Here is a 19,103-nt window from a genome sequence, read left to right on the forward strand (position 1 = left end):
ACCACAAGGTGGGTTTTTTTATGCCCGGAGAAAATGATGTCTGAAAAAGCAGGCGAGATTTATTACGACATCGAGGCCGATGTATCTGGCTTGCTCAAGGCGCAGGGAAAGGCCAATAAGTCGCTCGACTCCATCGGCAACTCGGCGACCAATGCAGCCAAAAAGATGGATGAGTTGCAGACGAATATCAACCGCGTCGCCGGGGCTATTGCCGCATCACTCGTTGTTGACTGGGGTAAGGCGTTTCTTGTTGCTGCTGACAACATGAGCCAGCTCAACGCTCGTATAGAGAGGCTTACTGGTAGCGCAACAACAGCCTCGCAGACGATGCAGAATCTGATCCGTATCAGTTCGGCAACTGGCGGTTCTCTTCAGGACACTGCGAAGCTGTGGGAAACTCTCAGCACGGCGTTGCGCGATACCGGCGCGACCAACGGCCAGATAATCCAGCTCACCGAAACACTTCAGAAAATAGGTCGCATTGGCGGATCCTCAACAGAAGAAATGGCGAATGCTCTTCGTCAGTTCGGCCAGTCAATTTCATCCGGCACTGTCCGTGCGGAGGAGTTCAACTCCATCCTTGAGCAAATGCCGGAACTGGCGCGCCAGATTGCCGCCGGGATGGGGGTAAGTATCGGAGAGCTTCGCCAGTTGATGCTGGACGGGAAGCTGACGGCAGAAGATGCTCTGAACGCCATTCAGAAGCAAACCGGCTCAGTGAATGCAGAGTTCGAGAAACTCCCGCGCACGCTTTCACAGGCTAATACCGCACTGACAAACTCATTCCTGTCGATGATCGATTCCGTTAACCAGGCAACAGGAGCTAGCAATGGTCTGGTTGCGGTTATCGATTCAATGACAGCTGCGCTCGACAGGCTGGCGGGCAAAGCAATCTCAGCGGATGCGCAGATTTCAGATCTGAACAGCACGGCAGAAATGTTTACCCGCCGGGCACGGACCTGGTCATGGCTGGGGCTTGATGGCTGGGAAGCGCAAAACAAAGCGCTGGCCGGACTGAGCAACAAAGCCGCGATTCTGGTTGGCGACCTGGCGGCTGTAACCAAAGAATCGCAGACCGCGGCTAACACAAAGCCGATCGAGATAAAGACCACGGCAACGACCACCGGGAGCAAGTCGAAGGGTGGAGCGTCAGCCGCACAGAAAGAGGCGGATCAGTACGCTAAAGCGCAGGAAACTGTTAACCAAAAACTGGACGAGCTGAGGCAGAAGGCCGAGCTGTCAGCTGGCAGTGTCGGTGAACTGTCCAGGGCTCAGGCCGTGCTTAATGCACAGCAGTCTCTCGGTAACACCGCCACGCAGGAGCAACTCATGCTGGCCGGGCAATTGGCAGGCAAAGCCTGGGACAATGCCAACGCATTGCGTGAGCAGGCTAAGGCTGAACGCGAGCGCACAGAGGCTGCCAATAAGTTCAGTACCATCCAGGGTAAAACCAGCAAAACAGCTGGGCTGGATAGCCAGTACCAGAAAGACATTGCTGACATCCAGCTTTATGCTCAGCTTTACCCGCAGAAGATCGGGGAGGCTGAGGCAGCGCGTGCCGCTATCGAACAGCAATACCGTGATCAGCGTAACGCTGCGATGTGGGAGGAGTGGGCGCAACAGAACGCGGTCACCCAGGCAGCAGCGGCGGCTTTCGACTCCCTTGGCTCGGTGGCCAGCAATGCGCTGACCGGCATTGTCACCGGAAGTATGTCAGCCAGCGATGCTATGCGCAGTATCGGCATGACCGTGCTGAACAGCGTTGTTAATTCGTTCGTTCAGATGGGCATTGAGTGGGTTAAGTCGGCCATTATGGGCCAGACGGCCACTACCGCGGCGGTTGCAGCATCCACCACGGCACAGGCAGCAGGCATCGCAACCACGACGGCGACTTCGACGGCAGCGGCAGCGGCTACTACGGCGGCATGGACTCCGGCGGCCATCATGTCCTCCGTGGCTTCATTCGGTGGTGCTGTTGCTATTGGTCTTGGCGCGATGGCTGGCATCCTGGCACTGTCAGGCAAACGCAAGAACGGCGGGCCTGTCTCTGCTGGCGGGATGTATCAGGTCGGTGAAGGCGGCATGCCGGAGATTTACCAGGCCAGCACCGGTAAGCAATACATGATACCGGGCGACAACGGCAGGGTGATCAGCAACAAGGAGATGACTGCTGGCGGCGGAGGGGTAGTTATCAACATCCAGAACTACACGCCATCGTCCGTTGATGCACAGGCTGGCACTGATGCAAATGGTGGGCTTACCGTTGATGTCATTGTTGCAGACCTGAACAACGGCGGGCCAATCAGCAACGGTATAACCAGTAACTTCAATGTTAAACGCACGCCAAGAGGGCAGGGCTGATGCCAATTATCGACTATCCCGACTGGCTGCCGCTGGCGCAGAAGGCCAGCAAAAACATGACGCTCGATACCGGGTTCCAGACTGATCAGCCAGCGGTCGGCCCGGCTATCTTCGAGAATCAAACCGATGACTTGAAAGTGACCTGGTCACTGACGTGGATCTTCACGTTGGTTGAGGAGCGCGCTTTCCAGCAGTGGCTACGCAGCCCGAACTATCTCAACCGGGGCCTGAACTGGTTCCGGATGAATATCAATCTTGGCGGCAGTGGCCTGCAATTGCAGGAGCTTCACTTCACGCAGATGCCAGTGCAAACCAGTATCGACGGCGGGGTGGTGACATGGACAGGAACCGTTATCGCAAACCACCTCTACAACGCCGACGACGAGTTTGACGACATCATTGTTGAGCTGCCGCCGCCTTGGGACTCACGGCTGGATATCGTGGTTACGGGTTATCCGGATGGGCGCGATCCGGAAAGTCTTCCGAGGGTTCCGTAATGCCGAGCTTCAGGGAGTACAAGCAGCAGCGCCCGACGCGCGGACTGTACGACACCATTACGTTCTACCATCCATCCTTTGGCTACGTCCGCCTGGTCGATAAGCAGTTCTTCCCGAAGACGCTCGGCGGCCAGACGTACACGCCAGCGCGCTTTGAAATCGAAGAGAGTCAGCAGAGTGGTACTCCGGTTATCGACGCGACGGTGAAGCTTGGGCGGCTGTCTTCGGATATCAAAGCACTGATGAAACAGTGGAAGGGTGCGGCCAGGCTGACTGCCATCACGGCCACGCGGCAGATCTTCGACAGCGGCGATGTGTCGGTGCCGATTAAGTCGTGGCAGCTCTACGTCAAGACGGTGGATATTGATGCCGACGCCGCATCGGTCACTCTGTCTGTTACCAACCCGCTAAACAACAACATCGGAAGGCTCTATGACCCAACGGAATATACCGGCCTGCAATACCTCTGATTTTGTTAGACAGGTGATCGGCGTGCCGTGGGCTAACCGGGCCTGTTCGTTCGAAAAGGTGGATTGCTGGGGGCTGGTGGTGCTGTATTACCGGCACGTTCTCGGTATAGAGCTGCACCAGACACCGGACTACGAAGCCGGGGCCGACTTCTTCACCTGCTATCAGGGCGACGTCGTCTTCTGGTGCCAGGCCGATAAGCCGGTCGAGGGCGGGATATTCGTTGGATACCGAGGCGCGCAGCCGGCACACGTTGGACTGGTGCTTAACAGGCAGGCGCTGCATTCACGCGGCGAGAACGGAAGCGTACGCATGGACTCGTTGCTGGTCATTCAGCGGGCATTCACCAAAGTGGAGTATTTTTCGTATGGCGCTGGTTGAGATATCGAACTTCCCAGGAACGCCTAAGCTGCCTTGCAGGGTGCCAAACGGCACTCTTTTTTATGACTGGCTGGCGGCCAATGACGCTACTTTCCACCGCGACCTGCTGATCGTCCGCAACGGCGTAAAGCTGGGCGACGATGATGAGCTGGCGTTTGAGTTGAGCGAGCTGGACCATATCCAGATATTCGACCAGCCAAAGGGTATTGTCGGCGACATCCTAAGCCCGATCTTTAAAGTGGTGGGCCAGGTGTTTTCGTTCCTGGCGCCGAAGCCGGCAATCGCGAACAACGGCGGTAATACCGTCGACTCACCGAACAATAGCCTGACCGGTCAGACAAACACCGCGCGCGTTTACAAGGCCAAGCCGGACATTTACGGGCAGATTCGTTCGTTCCCGGATCTGATTCAGGAGTCGGTGTTCGAATACGTGCACCAGACGTCCACCGACGGCGGCCTGAAGTACGTTACAGAGTGGATGTGCATCGGGATCGGCAAGTACGACTACGAGTCCGTGCGCTACTCAGAATCCAGTCTGGGCTCTCTGGCCGGTGCCGAATTCCAGTTCTTCCAGCCTGGCGAAGTAATCCCGCAGATCGTCGAGGGCTACGGCTTCGATGACGTTGACGGGCAGGAGGTCCCCGGGCAGAACGAAGCCAGCGATTTCCCGGTAGAGAGCGCGACTGCAACCACTGTGGTAAGCGGCACGTATTCCGGTGGCCAGATAGCGATGAAAATCGTGAAGCAGGCCGAGTTCGATTACTTCATGGGCCTGGTGCTGCCGCACGCGGTTACCTTCACCATTAACGTTACGTACAACACTGCTTCCGGCAGCGTTACCACTGACGCGACATTCTCCGGCACGCTGATCTCCGCCGTTGAAACAAACGACGGCGCGGTGGTGAATCCGGTTCGCTGGTACACGTTTACGATGAACCAACTGGATGGGCCGCAGGATATCCCGGCGAACGCCACGATCAACACCACGAAATTCATCCTCAACGATAACGAGGCGCTGGTAGTGGGGCCGTTCTTCTCTCCAGTTGAGTCAACCCAGTTGTGGCTTCATACGCAGTCCAGCCTCGGAGGGAAGAAGGAGACCAACTGGAAGGTTGTCATCTGGAAAATCGACGACGACTACAACCAGGTGCCGGGAACGCAGCAGACGTTTACGTACCGGCAGACGACGCCGCATCAGTCGACGAGTGAGGTGTTTTATCGAACTGACAAGATCACACCGACCGGCGGGTTCGGGAAGTACGCGGTCAGCTTCCAGCGCACGGATAACTCCGGCGACGCATCACTGCTCAAGGTCGAAGAAATCCACAGCATCAACATCAGGACAAACGTCGTTCACCCTACCGATACGCTGGTGCGTGTAAAAGTCCGGGCGACTGAGAACGCTCTTGGCAGTCGTGAGCGCAAATACAACGCGCTGGTAACGCGCCACACCATCACATACGACCTCGACACGCAAACGGTGGATTACACGCTGCGGCCGTCGCGCTCGTTCGCTGATGCGGTGGCTCATACCTGGTTGATTATGGGCGAGCAGCCGGTAAGCAGCATTGACCTGTACGGGCTGTATTCGATCGCTGAAAGCCTTCCTGATGATCGACTGGGTTACTTCGACTACACATTTGACGACGAGAACGACTCACTGGGCGACCGCGTGCAGGCGATCTGCAATGCGGCGTCGGTTGTGGCGTACTGGGATGACGGCGTGCTGACGTTTACCCGTGATCAGAAAGTTGACTACCCGGCGGCCGTATTCAACCGAGCCAACATGAAGACGGACGAGTACAAAATGACGTACGAGGCCACTCTCCCAGGCGGTTATGACGGCGTGCAGGTGTCATACGTCCACCCCACAACGAACAACAAGACGTACATCAACTACCGCGTGCTGAACGGTGCCATCGTTGAGCAGGAAGCGGAAAACCCAAACAAGCTGGAGATCGTCGGCTTCCGTAATGAATATCAAGCCCGGGAGCGAGCATTACGCGAAACCAAGCGCCTGATCTACTCGCGCGTGAAGATGAACGCGAAAGTGTTTGAGGACGGCATTATCCAGGTCGGTAGCGTCATCCAGATGCCAGACATCTACGACAGCAACCAGCAGGGTGGTTACGTCACCGGCCGCTCCGGGAATGACTTCGATACCAGCGAGCCGATCACGTTTACCGGCTCGATGTATGTGCTGGTTACCGACAGCCTGGGTAACCCAACTCTGCGTTATCCGGCCACCGCCCGTAGCGACACGAAGTACGGATTCACCGCGGCTATCCCTAACATTCAGCTCAACATATGGAACGGTGAAACTGTGCAGCTACCGTCGCGCTATCTCATAGCGACGGTGGAGGAACTGGACAGTCAGCTATGGACGGTAAACAGCATTAAACCGAACACAGATAACACGGTATCTCTGACCGTCGCGGAATACAGCGACGCCATCTACCAATAAGAACCTTCCCCGACCAACCAGACCCGGCCATAGCGCCGGGTTTTTTTATGGAATCAATATGGCTACGCAACCTACCAATTTGCCTGTCCCAAGCGAATCACCGCGCGATTTGAAGTTTAACGCGGGGAAAATTGACGAGTTCGTTACCTCGATGGGATGGACTTACACTGACCGTTTCGGCAATAAGCATTATACGATCGAGGGCCTGCGCTGGCTGGCGCAGCAGGCTATTTCCCAGTTCGGGTACATCACTCTGGACAGCTTCGAGGACGGGAATACGCTTACGCTGCCAAACCAGGTTCTGCATCTTGAGGCTACAGGTGAATACTACCGCTGGGACGGGCCGCTCCCTAAGGACGTGCCAGAGAACTCAACGCCTGAAACTACAGGTGGCATTGGTCCAGGTGCGTGGCTGAGCGTAGGCGATGCGACTTTACGCGGTGAGGTTTTCGCACTCAATGGCGGCGTAACTCGCGGCTTCCAGACAGTGGCGGACATGAAGTCTTTTGGTGGAATTTCCCCTGGCCATACATACTCCACAGCCGGTTACTACGCTGCAGGCGACGGCGGCGGCGCGCTATACATTGCCGCGACAACCGGTACTACTCCTGATGGCTTTGGTGACCAGGTCGCTTCTAATGGCGTATTTCTGAGACTAATCAGCCAGCCTACCGATCTAAATCATGGTGTTATTATTAATGCGACATATGATCCTGTCACAGCCTGGAACAACCGCAATGCAATACAAACCATGCTACGCAATGAGCGCTGGTCTAACTTTGAGATAAAAGCTCAGGGCGTGCTATACCATTTGGGAAGCACTCATGTAGGACGTGACAACATCTCAGTTCACATAAAGAAAGGATGCAGAATAATTGGTAGGTTTAACGACCCTTCAATTCCAGATTCATTGAAGTCTCAGTCTGGCGGAATGCTTGGATTTGCTAAATTCTTCGACCCTGACAATGGTGATTTTATCCCATGGCGCGATGGAGATACACGAGTAAACGCAAGAGTATATAACGTCCATGTTATTTTAGATGGTGAAGTGTCTACCGAATACAACGCTATACACGCCAGCAAATATAATAACAACTGCATAGGGTTTTTAAAAGCAAGCAATTGCTCAGTAACTGGTAGCGGAGGTGTAGCAGGGTCTGATCATCGGGGAATAAACTTCGATGGAATAGACACTAACGCTCCTAATGGAAGTGATAACAGAGGTGGTTCGGTGAACTGCCGTATTGAGGTTGGTTATTCCGCGAATGTTATTGATAACCATTTGATGATTTTCGGAGAAAACACAAGCGTAAGTACTCATACCATAAAGGTTGGTTTTTTGGGTGCAATGCTTTCTGGTGGATATAACAGCCCTATAGGCATAAGGGTAACAAATGCCAACGTTTTTAACATAGAAATTGGCTCATTTAGTGGTGATAATGTAGTCAAGCCATCTTTAGTTGCTGCTTATGGAGTCACGCAAGTTAACGTAAAAGCTGGCTATGTGAATGGGGCTTCAAAAATTCTTTATCAAAATGAGACGCTTTATTCAGATGTAGAAGTTTCTCAAATCTATAATACCCCTATTGGGATTGAGAGGGCTGGCACTGCAACTGGCAAAATGAGATCTGCATCGTTTCATGATGTTAAGTATACCGATAACAATTTTAGTTATCCTTACTACTCGAACAATAACGTTGACGGGTTCTTCAGATTGAAGATTAATGATAACTTCTTTGGTAATGCATCATCATCCTTTGCTTATTATGGCAACAGAGTTCCAGCGGGGATGCCAACGAAAATGGACATCAGAGATAACATATCGCCAGGATCAATGACCGTTGTAGAGTTTAACCAACTACCTCAAAGTCAGAGCGCGAACCTGATAACTGCCGGGGCTACGTCTGCTGTAATTAATTACAAGAGCCCTGACTGGAACTACAGCAAGATGACCGTTATAGCTCAGTCTAGCGGAGTTTATGGAGCGTGTGAGATTGACATAAGGACAAGGACAGTAACCAGCCAGAACGTAGCCTATAGCGCCGGAGCTATCACTGTGAACACGGCGCTTTCTGGAAACAACATTACCATAACGTTAAGTGCTGGCGCCGCTCTTGCAGTTGTGACAATGCATAACTAAAAGTTAGGCCCCATTGGGGCCTTTTTTCATCAAATAAAATCACATTATTCTGCTAATAAATTTTCTGTTTTCAACGAACCTAGACGAATAACTGGCAAACAAAAGTGCAGAGGTTATTGCAATAAACCCAATAAGTATTGATATGATTAAATCATCCTTCACCTTTAACTCAAACATCCCAAGGAAAAAATAAAGGATAGGGTAGTGTGTAATATACAGCGTGTAAGAGTATTTTGATGTATTATTCAGGATTGAAATTCTATTGTCATATATAATTAAAAACACATAAATGAACGCAGTAAAGAAAAGGCCAAAAGAGGCGTTGTAATATGCCAAGATTACCTCTTTTCCTGCAAATAATGAACCCACCTTTAGTGAAACGCAAGCAAGTGCCAGCAAAATAGATAGCGCCAATACTTTATACTTGCCTTTGGCTGCAGGGATGTAAGAAACAATTAAACCAGAAAACCAAACAAAAGAATATATGAAAAATTCAAGCTTAAACATTGATATACATATAAAAATAGTAATTGCAGTAATGGCCGTTAATGGTTTTTTTGTGAATAGCAACCCAGCTATGGCATAGTACCAAACCTCAAGCGGGAGACTCCATAGCGGTTGGTTGAATTGTATTATCGGCGTGGATATACCATTAGTAAACGTTAGTGCAGACAGTATCTGTGCAGGAGTGTAATCAAATTTTCCATGCATAGTACTATTTCCAGATGAAGATAGCAGAGAATTCGTCGCCTCGAACACGTACGGTGAAATGTAGTTCAATACAATTATTAAAGCTATAGACAGGATTAATGGTGGATAGATTCTCTTAAATCTACTGGCTGCATAAATTGAGAGCTTGAAGCGGTCATTTTTAGATGAGTTACTCTGTATGGATTTTCCAATAAGAAAACCAGACATCGAGAAAAAAACCATTACACTCGATTGCGCTGCAAAAATTATATAGATAAATGCATCAGGGTAGAACCTGACGATAAAAAACTGCACAACATGGGCTATAGCGACAGTTATTGCCGCAATACCCCTCATTGACTCAAGTGATACGTGTTGATTTTCTGTTAGGCTGTTCATCAAGGTCCTGCAAGACGGTGTATGTAACTGAAAACAATATTAATAAGAATAGTACCAGTTATGGGTTATCAAAACACTACTTGATCGATGCCATATACCTGCTTTACTGTATATGTATACAGTTAAATGTGAGGTTGCCATGCCACGCACAGCAGACATGCGCACCGCCTTAGTTGCGGTAGCAGAGCCATTCACTCCTCCTTCTGCAAGCATTGTTGAAACGCTGGAAGGTTATGATGTCATTGAGAAAGGTGAGCAATTTGAGCGCGGAAATACATTGCTCATCTGGTTTTGCGGCCGCCAGCAGCATGCGTATTGGGCTGGTGACGCTCTCATTACCGACGATGGAGAGGCCATAGAAGGTGATGCGCTTGATGACGTTCGCTTTGTTGGTGTGGTAACTCATACCATTAGCCCGGTATGGGTTGATGATAATCCGGTGATGTGATGTTTGCCCTGGTAGATGTGAACTCGTTTTATGCAAGTTGCGAGACGGTATTCAGGCCGGATTTGTCGGGAAGGCCGGTTGTCGTGCTCTCGAATAATGACGGCTGCGTAATAGCAAGATCGGCCGCGGCAAAAATTCTCGGCATAAAAATGGGCGATCCGTACTTCAAGTGTAAGGATTATTTCCGACAGCAGGGGGTGGTATGCTTCAGCTCCAATTACGAACTCTACGCCGACATGAGCAACCGGGTGATGACCACGCTGGAAGAAATGAGCCCTCGCGTCGAAATTTACTCAATCGACGAGGCCTTTTGTGATCTTACTGGAGTGCGAAACTGTCGCGTTCTTGAAGAGTTTGGGCGCGAATTGAAGGATGCCGTTTATCGCAACACAGGTCTAGCGGTTGGTGTTGGTATAGCTCAGACGAAGACGCTGGCCAAGCTCGCCAATCACGCGGCAAAGACGTGGAAAGCGACCGGTGGTGTAGTGGACCTGTCTAACGTCGATCGCCAGCGAAAGCTCATGGCGTTGCTTCCAGTCGACGAGGTGTGGGGTGTTGGCCGGCGCATCAGTAAAAAACTCGAGGCGATGGGTATCAAGACTGCGCTTGACCTCGCTGATACTCATATCGCAGTGATCCGCAAACACTTCAATGTCGTGCTTGAGAGGACGGTCCGGGAGTTACGTGGAGAGTCGTGTCTCGAGCTTGAGGAATTTGCTCCGGTAAAGCAGGAGATTGTCTGCAGCAGGTCTTTCGGTGAGCGCATTACCGATTATGACCAGATGAGGCAGGCTATCTGCAGTTATGCTGCCCGCGGCGCTGAGAAATTGCGTGGTGAGCATCAGTATTGCCGGTACATTTCCACGTTTGTGAAGACGTCACCTTTTGCCCTGAACGAACAATATTACGGCAACAGTGCATCGGTTAAGCTGCTAACCCCCACGCAGGATAGCAGAGACATTATCAACGCTGCCACACGTTGCCTGGACGCAATCTGGAAGGAAGGTCACCGGTACCAGAAAGCCGGAATTATGCTCGGTGACTTCTTCAGTCAGGGTGTTGCTCAACTAAACCTGTTTGATGAAAACGCACCGCGCAACGACAGCGCACCACTGATGAACATACTGGACCGCCTTAATGCCAAAGGTGGAAAAGGCACACTGTACTTTGCCGGGCAGGGCATACAGCAGCAATGGCAGATGAAGCGAGAAATGCTATCGCCGCGGTATACGACAAGATATTCGGATCTTCTCGTTGTTAAGTGACCGGTTCGATTAACTCCGGCCCCTGATTCTTCACATTCCCAACGGCACGCGACACGGCGTGCCAGATAAACTTTTCTGCTGGCACAGAGCCGTCGGCGATAATCTCTTCCGCTTCTTTCCCGCCAACCTCCTGACGCATCCATTCCCGGGCTGCTTCTGGCGACAGAACCAGTGGCCGGCGGTCGTGAATGTCGACCAGGCCTTTATCAGCTGCAGATGTCACAATCAAAAATCCTTCTGCTTCGTCACCGCATTCGAATGGTGTGCTGCCGATCGCCGCCATAAAAATCGGCTGGCCGTCAGCGCGGTGAATGAAGTATGGCTGTTTCTTGTCTCCTTCCTTCTTCCATTCGAACCATCCATCAGCGAAGCAGATCGCCCGGCCATGCTGCCACAGAGACTTAAACATTCTGCTGGTGGCTGCCGTCTCTACGCGCGCGTTAATCAGTGGCGGTTTATCCCACCACCCGGGCGCGTAGCCCCAGAAAACAGGATCGAGATGCATCTGCTCGTCGCGTTCGCTCAACAGCAGGACTTTGGTACCGGGCGCCACGTTGTAACGTCCAATCGGTTCCGGGTCATATGCGATGTCGCGATCGCCTTCGTCGGCCAGGTAAGCCAGATATTCTTCACGGGTTTGGGCTTGTGCAAATCGTCCACACATAGAAACCTCCAGCCAAATGTCAGACTGAAAGTATAGGGCAGGGAGGAAAAGAGGGGGCAGTGGGGCATGGGTGGGACACAAAACAGCACTCGCTCTAAGGTGAACTTAGACGACTAATGTTTTCGACGACTCTAACCATCTGTTATTTAGTGCGCTCTTGGACGATCTTTGTCGTTTATGAAAAATGTATGCTCATGTGATGGGGATGCAGGTTTAAGCCCCGTCGATCTTCGCTGGCAGCCCAAGCGCTTTAATGCCACAATATTTTTTTCTTCGAATGCAGGAAAGATGATGAAAAAAATAGCAATTGCTGGCGCGCTGCTGGCACTGACCGGGTGCGTTCAGGTGGATAACTATCAGGAAGTGATCAAACACCCCGTCCCGGCGCATCTGGCAGGGTACTGGCAGTCAAAAGGGCCGCAGAGCAAAATGGTGAGTCCAGAGGCGATTGCCACGCTGGTGGTGACGGAGGAGGGCGATACGCTGGACTGCCGTCAATGGCAGCGCGTGATCGCTGTACCGGGTAAAATCATGCTGCGTTCAGACAGTTATTATAACGTCACCCGCAAGCTGGATATTTATCCGCTGGAGCGCGATGGCTCTGTTCTTGAGTATGATGGTATGGAGCTACAGAAGGTCGATCGCCCGACGGTAGAGTGCGCAGATTATCTGAGCAAAAATCCGCTTGAGAGTAAACTTCCGTAGTGCATGTTGCCGGGTGGCAGCTTCGCCTGACCCGGCATTCAATTCACGTCAGATGCTTTTACAACTACAACGCATCCTCAATCACCCACACGCTGACGCTTCCACCTTTGCAGGTAAAGGTACCTTCGCCATCCGCTGCGGTAGTGACCGTTTCTTCGCGATTGCCGAGAAAATCACGCCACGTTTTGTTGCCGTAGTTTTCACCCAGACAAATCACTTTCTCGCCGTCATCGCCATTCGACATCACCACCACACAGCCAGGATCGTCTTCGGTGCCGCTGCGGCTGAAGGCGATACAGTTTGGGTGATCGAAGAACAGCGTCTGCACGCCGTGGGCAAAACGCTGGCGGGCGAGGATCAGCTCGTGAAGCTGCTCGATGACCGGCATATCAATATGGTAGGTTTCGCCGTCACCGCCCGTATCGTCATAGCTGGCACCGAATAAATCCGGATAAAAGACGCTGGGCACTCCGTTTTCACGCAGCAGGATCAGGGCATAGGCCAGCGGTTTAAACCACGCTTCAACCGGCGCTTCCAGTGCCTGCAAAGGCTGAGTGTCATGGTTGGCAACCAGAGTTACTGCATGGAACGGATCGGCTTCGACCAGGGTGCCGGTAAAGATTTGGCTCATGTCGTATTCCCGACCCTGGCGCGATGCTTCGTGGAATTTCATCTGCAGGGGGGCATCGAACAGCATCGTCTTGCCATCGACCTGGTCAATATAGGCCTGCAGTTTATCCACTTCGTGGGACCAGTATTCCGCCACGATAAACAACGGTTGCGTTGCGACTTCCTGAACGTGCTCAATCCACTCCTTATAAAACCAGGCGGGAATGTGTTTGACGGCGTCCAGACGAAAACCGTCACAGCCAGTTTGTTCCATGACCCAGCGGGCCCAGTATTTGATCTCCTCGGTGACGGCATGGTTGCGAAAATCAATGTTTTCGCCCATCAGGTAATCAAAATTACCCATCTCATCATCAACCTGGTCGTTCCAGCCTTCACCGGTGTAGTCGTTGACGATTTTAAAAATGCCGTCTTCATCGGGGTTTTCAATATGGTCGACGCCGCTGAAGCATTTGTAATCCCAGATAAACTGCGAATATTGCCCGGCACGGGCAGGGAAGGTGTAGCGTGTCCAGGCTTCACACTCAATGATCTCATCGTCGATCTGCGTGCGATCCTGTTCGTTGACGCGCTGAACGCGGACGGGTTCTTTCTCGTCTGCGCCCATTTTGTGGTTAACCACCACGTCAAGGAGGACGGCGATCTCATTACTTTTGAGTGCGTCGATGGCCTCCAGCAGCTGAGCTTTGTCACCGTACTTGGTGGCGACGCTGCCTTTCTGGTCAAACTCACCGAGGTCGAAGAGATCGTAAGTATCGTATCCGACCGAGTACCCGCCGGATGCGCCTTTACAGGCTGGCGGCAACCAGATCATATTGATGCCGATTTCGTTAAGATTGGGGGCTAACGCCGTGACCTCTCGCCACAATTCACCGCCCGCAGGGTAATACCAGTGAAAACATTGTAACAGGGTGGGGTTTTTCATCGTCCGTGCTCCAGAAGCCGTTTGGCAGACTTCTGGAGTATGGATCAAGAATCGCTAATGTGAATTAATGATTCATCTCTCCGGGAAATAATATGTTGCCTGACAACTTCCCGTAGGTAACGTTAACGTTTTTTTGCTTGTTGGTTTGGGCAATAAGACCGCTCAACTCACTCATTCTTTCCTGCAACAAATCCTTGAGGAGGAGTTCATTCTGCAGCACCTGATTCAGTATCACCATCGCCTGATCCTGGATGTGTTTGCTGTCGGGTGGAAAAGGAGTCGTGCTGATCTCTTCAACCAGCGAAACGTATGCAACCTCCTGTTCGATGAGCTCATCCCATTTCCCGGATTGAGCAAGGCTCAGCATTGTATTGCTAAGCGCATAAAGAGCATGCCACTTTTTAAGGGATAAGCTGGAGTCGTTCATTAAAGTTAATCCTGCTTGGGAGTATAACCCGGGCCGATTTGCTTCCAGGCGTCGGAAATATTGAGCAGCAGAGCCTCGACTTCGGTAATAGCTTCGATGTCATTGCGCAGATTGGCATGTAACAAACGGCGTACCATATAGTCGTAAAGCGCAGAAAGGTTGCGGGGGAGTTCGCCTCCCACATCCATATTTAACCCAGCCTTAAGGCCATTTTCGATAATATTAATGGCCTTAGACAGGGCCTCTCCTTTTGCCGGGATGTCTCCCTGCTCAAGGAAAAGGCGCGCCCGGATAAGCGCGCTATGGATACCGTCGAACAACATGACAACCAACTGGTGCGGGCTGGCACTCAAGACAGCAGATTCAAGACCTACCTGCTGATAGGCTTGTACACCAGATTTGCTATACATATCGTTTCCTTTCTTACTTACTGCTGAACTGTTGGGTCAAATAAGTGGCCGTGCCGTTGAATTTTGTGACCAGCTTATCTAAATCGTTAAATTGCTTTTTATAGCGCGCCATCGTGGCTTCAATCGTCAACTCCATCGCGTCATAACGTTTACCGATGGATTTGAGCGTGGCGTTAATACCGTCCTTCGCATTTTGAATAACGCCTTCTTTGCCGACAGACGTGCTCAGCATATCGGTTAGCTTGTTATTCATCTGGGTAGCGAAACCGGTCGTTTTCCCGTCACCCACAAAATAGGCCTGTACACCAGCCGGATCGTCCGTGAGGATCTTGGTTAATTTCTTATCATCAATTTTCAGGTTGCCAACCGCGCCGTCCGCGCCTTTGACCGGGTCCTGTGTGATGCCAAGTTGGGCCATAATGGCATAGGAACCGCTCTGCACATTGGTCAATAAAGCACGCAGATCGGATTGTACTCCGCGGATAGTACTGTCACCCATCAGTACGCCGTTATTCGAAGACTGGGCGGTTGCACCCACCGCAGGTGGCTCATATTTCGTCAATGAGGCAATGGTGGACTGCAGAGAGTTATAGGCAGTTACCCATTCTGTAATGGCTTTTTTGTTATCGTCTGTAGAGCGGGTTACGGTCAGGGTTTCATCGGCTGTGCTCTGTGCTTTCAGGGTTAATGTTACCCCTGGAATGGCGTCAGTGATGGTATTGGTCTGGCGGACAATCTGGATACCGTTGACGTTAACGACGGCATTTTGTGATTTTACCTGTTCGGTAAGTGCGCCACTGCCAATGATGCCTTTCAGCGTATCGTCGCCGGTCACTGTTACCGTCATATCAGAATCGGTACCGGTGGTTTTGGAGGTCAGCATCAGACGATAGTCGCCATCATCCGCTTTCACCACACTTGCCGAGACACTGCCGTTGGCAGCATTAATGGCTTTAGCGATCCCGTTCAGGGAGGTATCGCCATCGGCCAGGGTTACCGTCAGTGGTTTACTGTCAGCGCCTGCCTGGGTAATGGTAATGGTTCGGCTGTTGGTGCCCGTGGTGCCACCTAACTGCTTAGTATTGCTGTCGATAGTGCCTGGCGTGGTTGTCAGCACCTGGCCTTTAGCAATCTTGCTGACGTTGACTGTCACATCACCAACGTTAGCGCCGGAGGTACTGATAGCCGAAAAAGCAGTATTGGTGCTGCTAATGGAAGTTGAGTTCCACGTATCTGTTTTTGCGAGCTTAGCAGCTGCGGTTTGCAGATTCGTCAGGGCGCTTTGTAATTTGCCGTAACCGGTAATCTGCGCGTCGTAGGTGGTTTTTTGCTTGGCAATAGCCGTCAATTTTGTTTCTTCTGCTGCCTGCAGCTTATCGTACAGATCTGACAGGCCGGGCATGCCCACCCCGAGATTACTGATAGTCGCCATGTAGTGTTCCTTCTTAATGGATGTTTCAGTCGTTTATCGGCCCGTTCGACGAAAAGTTTACGGCAAGCTTAAAAAATATATCGCTGAATAAGCGACCTAAATGACGGGTTTTAAATCAACAGGGTGCATGACGAAGAAATATACCGAAGAGAATAAGACGGTGATTTTTTGCGTTAATCTTTTATCAATCATGCACTCTGTAGCCGCTTTAGAGCAAAATAAATCTTTATAAAACAAATAATTAAATATTTTCTTCGATATTTTCTAAAGTCTGCTGTTCGAGCGTCGATAACCTTGTTGACGGTGAGAGACGCCGTGAGTGTTAGGCACCGACCCTAGAAACCATTTTTGAAGGAATTAAAATTATGGCAGTTATCAATACTAACCTGTTGTCCCTGACCACTCAGAACAACCTGAACAAATCTCAGTCTTCTCTGGGCACTGCTATCGAGCGTCTGTCCTCTGGTCTGCGTATCAACAGCGCGAAAGATGACGCTGCTGGCCAGGCGATTGCTAACCGCATGACCTCCCAGATTAAAGGTATGACCCAGGCGGCGCGTAACGCCAACGACGGCATCTCCCTGGTTCAGACTGCTGAAGGTAACCTGAACGAAATCAACACCAACTTACAGCGTATTCGTGAGCTGTCTGTTCAGGCTGCTACCGACACCAACGGTTCTTCTGACCTGACTTCCGTCAACACTGAAATCAAACAGCGTCTGGCTGAAATCGACCGTATCGCGGGCTCAGCTAACTTCAACGGTAAAAAACTGCTGGACGGCTCTGTATCTACCGCGCTGAAAATTCAGGTTGGTGCTGGTACTTCTGCTAACGACACCATCTCTGTAGACAGCAACGCGCTGATCAACGCGACCTCTGGTACCCTGAGCGCTGGTCTGAGCACTGCAATCTCCGATAACGCCTCTGCACAGGCTGTTATCTCTGCTGCTGATGCTGCAATCGCGAAAATTGATACCGCGCGTTCTAACATGGGTGCGATTCAGAACCGTTTTGAATCTACCATCAACAACCTGAACAACTCTATCAATAACCTGTCTGCTGCTCAGTCCCGTATCCAGGACGCTGACTACGCTACCGAAGTTTCCAACATGTCTCGCGCGCAGATCCTGCAGCAGGCTGGTACTTCTGTACTGTCTCAGGCAAACCAGGTTCCTCAGGCTATGCTGTCTCTGCTGCGTTAATCGCCGCGTCTGTTTCATAAAGGTTGCTGGAGACAGCAACCTTTTTTTTTGCCCGCCAGACAATCTCCGAAATAAGCCATTATTACCGGGGGTGTTCCTTCCATTATCTCGAATATTCCCTTGTACGATGGGTAAGAATCGCAATCTTACTAAGAGAATCGGGATGAACAAGTTCGAGCGTACACGATCGCTGCATCAGTATTACCGTGATGAATTTTCACGGCTAATCTTTTTGCCAGAAACGGATGCATTGCCTGCGCATGTTGTAACTGAAATCCTGCACTATAAAAATTCTGATATTGCCACGCTCGAACCCCAGATCATGGACGCAACGACCGATCTGGATGCACAAAAAGAACTCGCTGTTAAGCGCATGCTGTGCGCGATCGCTGCAGCAAACGCCGCGTTTGATTTTAAAAACCAGGGCAAGCCAACACCCTTTTCGCAAGAGCTGAGTGAAACCATTACCGGTTGGGTCGTAGAGGCGCTTCAGCATGACGACAGCATAAATCTTCTGGTGGCGGGTATTCAGGTTTTCTTCCGTATTAACGAAATTGACGCCGCCTTATTCCTGATTTCAAACTACTACGCGGTGGTGAGTCCATCCCCAACCGTGATGAAAATATTGCTGTTAGTGTGCCTGATGGAAGATGATTTTAATCAGATGCAGACGCTTATCCAGCAGCTGACCGCCGATCCTGAACATATTGGTGAAGACGCGTTAACGATGCTAATGATCGTCACGGGGATTCATAAACTTGGTGGCTGCCCTGAAACGTTCATCGATTTCTCCGCCCTGAATATGCCTGATTATGAGCCTGATTTTTCGCACTACGAGTGGCTTCTTCCGGCAGAGGAAAACGGAAAAACAACGGTTCTGGTAGCGTGCGACAAACGCTATTACTTCGATCACGCCCTGACGCTGTTAGGTTCGATCTTCCATACCAACGGCGACCAGCTTAACGTTCACCTGCATCTTTATAACCCTGATGATGAGACAAAGGCGCACGTTCATTCGCTGCACCAGCATTTTCCGGGAATGGTGATATCGGCGACAGCCGAAAAGATTGCGCCCGTTTTTGGTATCAATGTCTGGTACGCCTCAAGACGTTTTGTTTTCCTCAGCTATGCACTGAGCGTGTTCACCTCTCCAGTTATTGTTCTTGATGCAGATTGTCTCGTTCGTAAGAACTGGGCCGATATTAAGCAACATCTTCCTGATAAGGAAATTGTCCTCTCTTACAGTAACGGCGCACCGCCATGGGAGCAGGTTCCCGCCGGCTTTGTCTATACGGCTCCGGGGATGCTTTCGCGTAAATACCTGTCGCTTGTTGCGACATTTATTGACTGGAATCTACGCCGCGGCAATGCGGAGTGGTTCCTCGACCAGGTCGCACTTTCTGTCGCGCTGGATGCACTGCCTGCTGTTGAGCAGATGGCCATTCATCGCGAGCCGCTGGAGAAACTGATCGATATTCGCTACACCGACGCCACGTTCAGCTGGACAGTGACCACGCAAAAATCAGGCGGCGAAGCGTACCAGAACTATAAAGCTGCGATGCAACAAACCTATTTTGGCTAACCACTGAACTCATGGA

At 51.2% G+C, this 19,103-nt stretch carries 17 protein-coding genes; 11 read left to right on the forward strand and 6 right to left on the reverse strand.

The window, feature by feature from the left end; all coding sequences use genetic code 11:
- Window positions 1-36 precede the first annotated feature (36 nt).
- Genes L466_RS12595 through L466_RS23950 form a run of 6 tightly spaced genes read left to right on the forward strand, consistent with a single transcriptional unit; the run spans window position 37 to window position 8,311 of the window.
- Window positions 37-2,361, forward strand: a complete 2,325-nt coding sequence (locus L466_RS12595; RefSeq protein WP_032680734.1) for a tape measure protein — start codon at window positions 37-39, stop codon at window positions 2,359-2,361.
- A complete protein-coding gene (locus tag L466_RS12590; protein WP_032680735.1) occupies window positions 2,361-2,858 on the forward strand; it encodes a hypothetical protein in 498 nt (165 codons plus the stop codon). The genes L466_RS12595 and L466_RS12590 overlap by 1 nt, the downstream gene beginning before the upstream one ends.
- Window positions 2,858-3,328, forward strand: coding sequence for a hypothetical protein (locus L466_RS12585; RefSeq protein ID WP_032680736.1), 471 nt, complete (start codon window positions 2,858-2,860; stop codon window positions 3,326-3,328). The genes L466_RS12590 and L466_RS12585 overlap by 1 nt, the downstream gene beginning before the upstream one ends.
- The gene (locus L466_RS12580; protein WP_050594871.1) at window positions 3,291-3,707 is read left to right on the forward strand and encodes an NlpC/P60 family protein; all 417 of its coding nucleotides are present in this window, start codon (window positions 3,291-3,293) and stop codon (window positions 3,705-3,707) included. The genes L466_RS12585 and L466_RS12580 overlap by 38 nt, the downstream gene beginning before the upstream one ends.
- Complete coding sequence (locus L466_RS12575) at window positions 3,694-6,171, forward strand: host specificity factor TipJ family phage tail protein (protein WP_032680739.1); 2,478 nt, start codon at window positions 3,694-3,696, stop codon at window positions 6,169-6,171. The genes L466_RS12580 and L466_RS12575 overlap by 14 nt, the downstream gene beginning before the upstream one ends.
- A gap of 58 nt (window positions 6,172-6,229) precedes the next feature.
- Window positions 6,230-8,311, forward strand: a complete 2,082-nt coding sequence (locus L466_RS23950) for a tail fiber/spike domain-containing protein (protein ID WP_032680740.1) — start codon at window positions 6,230-6,232, stop codon at window positions 8,309-8,311.
- Between the two features lie 39 nt (window positions 8,312-8,350).
- Here L466_RS23950 and L466_RS12565 read toward each other — a convergent pair whose 3' ends face one another.
- A complete protein-coding gene (locus tag L466_RS12565) occupies window positions 8,351-9,400 on the reverse strand; it encodes an acyltransferase family protein (RefSeq protein WP_032680741.1) in 1,050 nt (349 codons plus the stop codon).
- A gap of 139 nt (window positions 9,401-9,539) precedes the next feature.
- On the opposite strand from L466_RS12565, the gene L466_RS12560 reads away from it, so the two are divergent.
- Both L466_RS12560 and L466_RS12555 read left to right on the forward strand, forming a co-directional pair.
- Window positions 9,540-9,848 (forward strand): hypothetical protein, encoded by a 309-nt coding sequence (locus tag L466_RS12560; protein ID WP_155962760.1) that lies wholly within the window; start codon window positions 9,540-9,542, stop codon window positions 9,846-9,848.
- A complete protein-coding gene (locus tag L466_RS12555) occupies window positions 9,848-11,113 on the forward strand; it encodes a Y-family DNA polymerase (RefSeq protein WP_032680743.1) in 1,266 nt (421 codons plus the stop codon). The genes L466_RS12560 and L466_RS12555 overlap by 1 nt, the downstream gene beginning before the upstream one ends.
- Here L466_RS12555 and L466_RS12550 read toward each other — a convergent pair.
- On the reverse strand, window positions 11,106-11,777 hold the full coding sequence (locus tag L466_RS12550; RefSeq protein WP_032680744.1) for an SOS response-associated peptidase: 672 nt from the start codon (window positions 11,775-11,777) through the stop codon (window positions 11,106-11,108). The two genes, L466_RS12555 and L466_RS12550, sit on opposite strands and share 8 nt — an antisense overlap.
- A gap of 291 nt (window positions 11,778-12,068) precedes the next feature.
- Between L466_RS12550 and yedD the strand changes: the two genes are divergently transcribed.
- Window positions 12,069-12,482 carry a lipoprotein YedD gene (gene yedD / locus L466_RS12545; RefSeq protein ID WP_020883340.1) on the forward strand — a complete coding sequence of 138 codons (414 nt, stop codon included), beginning with the start codon at window positions 12,069-12,071 and terminating at the stop codon, window positions 12,480-12,482.
- A 64-nt stretch (window positions 12,483-12,546) separates the two neighbouring features.
- On the opposite strand, the gene amyA is transcribed toward yedD, so the two are convergent.
- From amyA to fliD, 4 genes are all read right to left on the reverse strand, one after another.
- Entirely contained in the window at window positions 12,547-14,034 is a 1,488-nt protein-coding gene (gene amyA, locus L466_RS12540; protein ID WP_020883341.1) for an alpha-amylase, read from the reverse strand.
- Between the two features lie 64 nt (window positions 14,035-14,098).
- Window positions 14,099-14,461: a flagella biosynthesis regulatory protein FliT gene (gene fliT, locus L466_RS12535; protein WP_014170725.1), complete on the reverse strand. Its 363-nt coding sequence runs from the start codon at window positions 14,459-14,461 to the stop codon at window positions 14,099-14,101.
- A gap of 5 nt (window positions 14,462-14,466) precedes the next feature.
- Window positions 14,467-14,871: a flagellar export chaperone FliS gene (gene fliS, locus L466_RS12530; RefSeq protein WP_014170724.1), complete on the reverse strand. Its 405-nt coding sequence runs from the start codon at window positions 14,869-14,871 to the stop codon at window positions 14,467-14,469.
- 13 nt (window positions 14,872-14,884) lie between these two features.
- Window positions 14,885-16,303 (reverse strand): flagellar filament capping protein FliD, encoded by a 1,419-nt coding sequence (gene fliD, locus L466_RS12525; protein WP_032680745.1) that lies wholly within the window; start codon window positions 16,301-16,303, stop codon window positions 14,885-14,887.
- A gap of 365 nt (window positions 16,304-16,668) precedes the next feature.
- Here fliD and L466_RS12520 point away from each other — a divergent pair, with 365 nt between their 5' ends.
- Complete coding sequence (locus L466_RS12520) at window positions 16,669-17,505, forward strand: flagellin N-terminal helical domain-containing protein (RefSeq protein ID WP_028013689.1); 837 nt, start codon at window positions 16,669-16,671, stop codon at window positions 17,503-17,505.
- A gap of 163 nt (window positions 17,506-17,668) precedes the next feature.
- Entirely contained in the window at window positions 17,669-19,087 is a 1,419-nt protein-coding gene (locus L466_RS12515) for a hypothetical protein (RefSeq protein ID WP_032680746.1), read from the forward strand.
- Window positions 19,088-19,103: the final 16 nt, after the last annotated feature.

Source organism: Enterobacter sp. BIDMC 30, assembly GCF_000534355.1.
Classification (GTDB): domain Bacteria; phylum Pseudomonadota; class Gammaproteobacteria; order Enterobacterales; family Enterobacteriaceae; genus Enterobacter; species Enterobacter ludwigii.

Excerpts from the sequence above, each read along its gene's own strand:
- fliT (WP_014170725.1), bottom strand. The coding sequence starts at position 14,461 with ATGAACGACTCCAGCTTATCCCTTAAAAAGTGGCATGCTCTTTATGCG.
- fliD (WP_032680745.1), bottom strand. The coding sequence starts at position 16,303 with ATGGCGACTATCAGTAATCTCGGGGTGGGCATGCCCGGCCTGTCAGAT.
- L466_RS23950 (WP_032680740.1), top strand. The coding sequence starts at position 6,230 with ATGGCTACGCAACCTACCAATTTGCCTGTCCCAAGCGAATCACCGCGC.
- L466_RS12520 (WP_028013689.1), top strand. The coding sequence starts at position 16,669 with ATGGCAGTTATCAATACTAACCTGTTGTCCCTGACCACTCAGAACAAC.
- L466_RS12590 (WP_032680735.1), top strand. The coding sequence starts at position 2,361 with ATGCCAATTATCGACTATCCCGACTGGCTGCCGCTGGCGCAGAAGGCC.
- L466_RS12565 (WP_032680741.1), bottom strand. The coding sequence starts at position 9,400 with ATGAACAGCCTAACAGAAAATCAACACGTATCACTTGAGTCAATGAGG.
- L466_RS12560 (WP_155962760.1), top strand. The coding sequence starts at position 9,540 with ATGCCACGCACAGCAGACATGCGCACCGCCTTAGTTGCGGTAGCAGAG.
- amyA (WP_020883341.1), bottom strand. The coding sequence starts at position 14,034 with ATGAAAAACCCCACCCTGTTACAATGTTTTCACTGGTATTACCCTGCG.
- L466_RS12585 (WP_032680736.1), top strand. The coding sequence starts at position 2,858 with ATGCCGAGCTTCAGGGAGTACAAGCAGCAGCGCCCGACGCGCGGACTG.
- L466_RS12515 (WP_032680746.1), top strand. The coding sequence starts at position 17,669 with ATGAACAAGTTCGAGCGTACACGATCGCTGCATCAGTATTACCGTGAT.
- yedD (WP_020883340.1), top strand. The coding sequence starts at position 12,069 with ATGAAAAAAATAGCAATTGCTGGCGCGCTGCTGGCACTGACCGGGTGC.
- L466_RS12550 (WP_032680744.1), bottom strand. The coding sequence starts at position 11,777 with ATGTGTGGACGATTTGCACAAGCCCAAACCCGTGAAGAATATCTGGCT.
- L466_RS12595 (WP_032680734.1), top strand. The coding sequence starts at position 37 with ATGTCTGAAAAAGCAGGCGAGATTTATTACGACATCGAGGCCGATGTA.
- L466_RS12555 (WP_032680743.1), top strand. The coding sequence starts at position 9,848 with ATGTTTGCCCTGGTAGATGTGAACTCGTTTTATGCAAGTTGCGAGACG.
- L466_RS12580 (WP_050594871.1), top strand. The coding sequence starts at position 3,291 with ATGACCCAACGGAATATACCGGCCTGCAATACCTCTGATTTTGTTAGA.
- fliS (WP_014170724.1), bottom strand. The coding sequence starts at position 14,871 with ATGTATAGCAAATCTGGTGTACAAGCCTATCAGCAGGTAGGTCTTGAA.
- L466_RS12575 (WP_032680739.1), top strand. The coding sequence starts at position 3,694 with ATGGCGCTGGTTGAGATATCGAACTTCCCAGGAACGCCTAAGCTGCCT.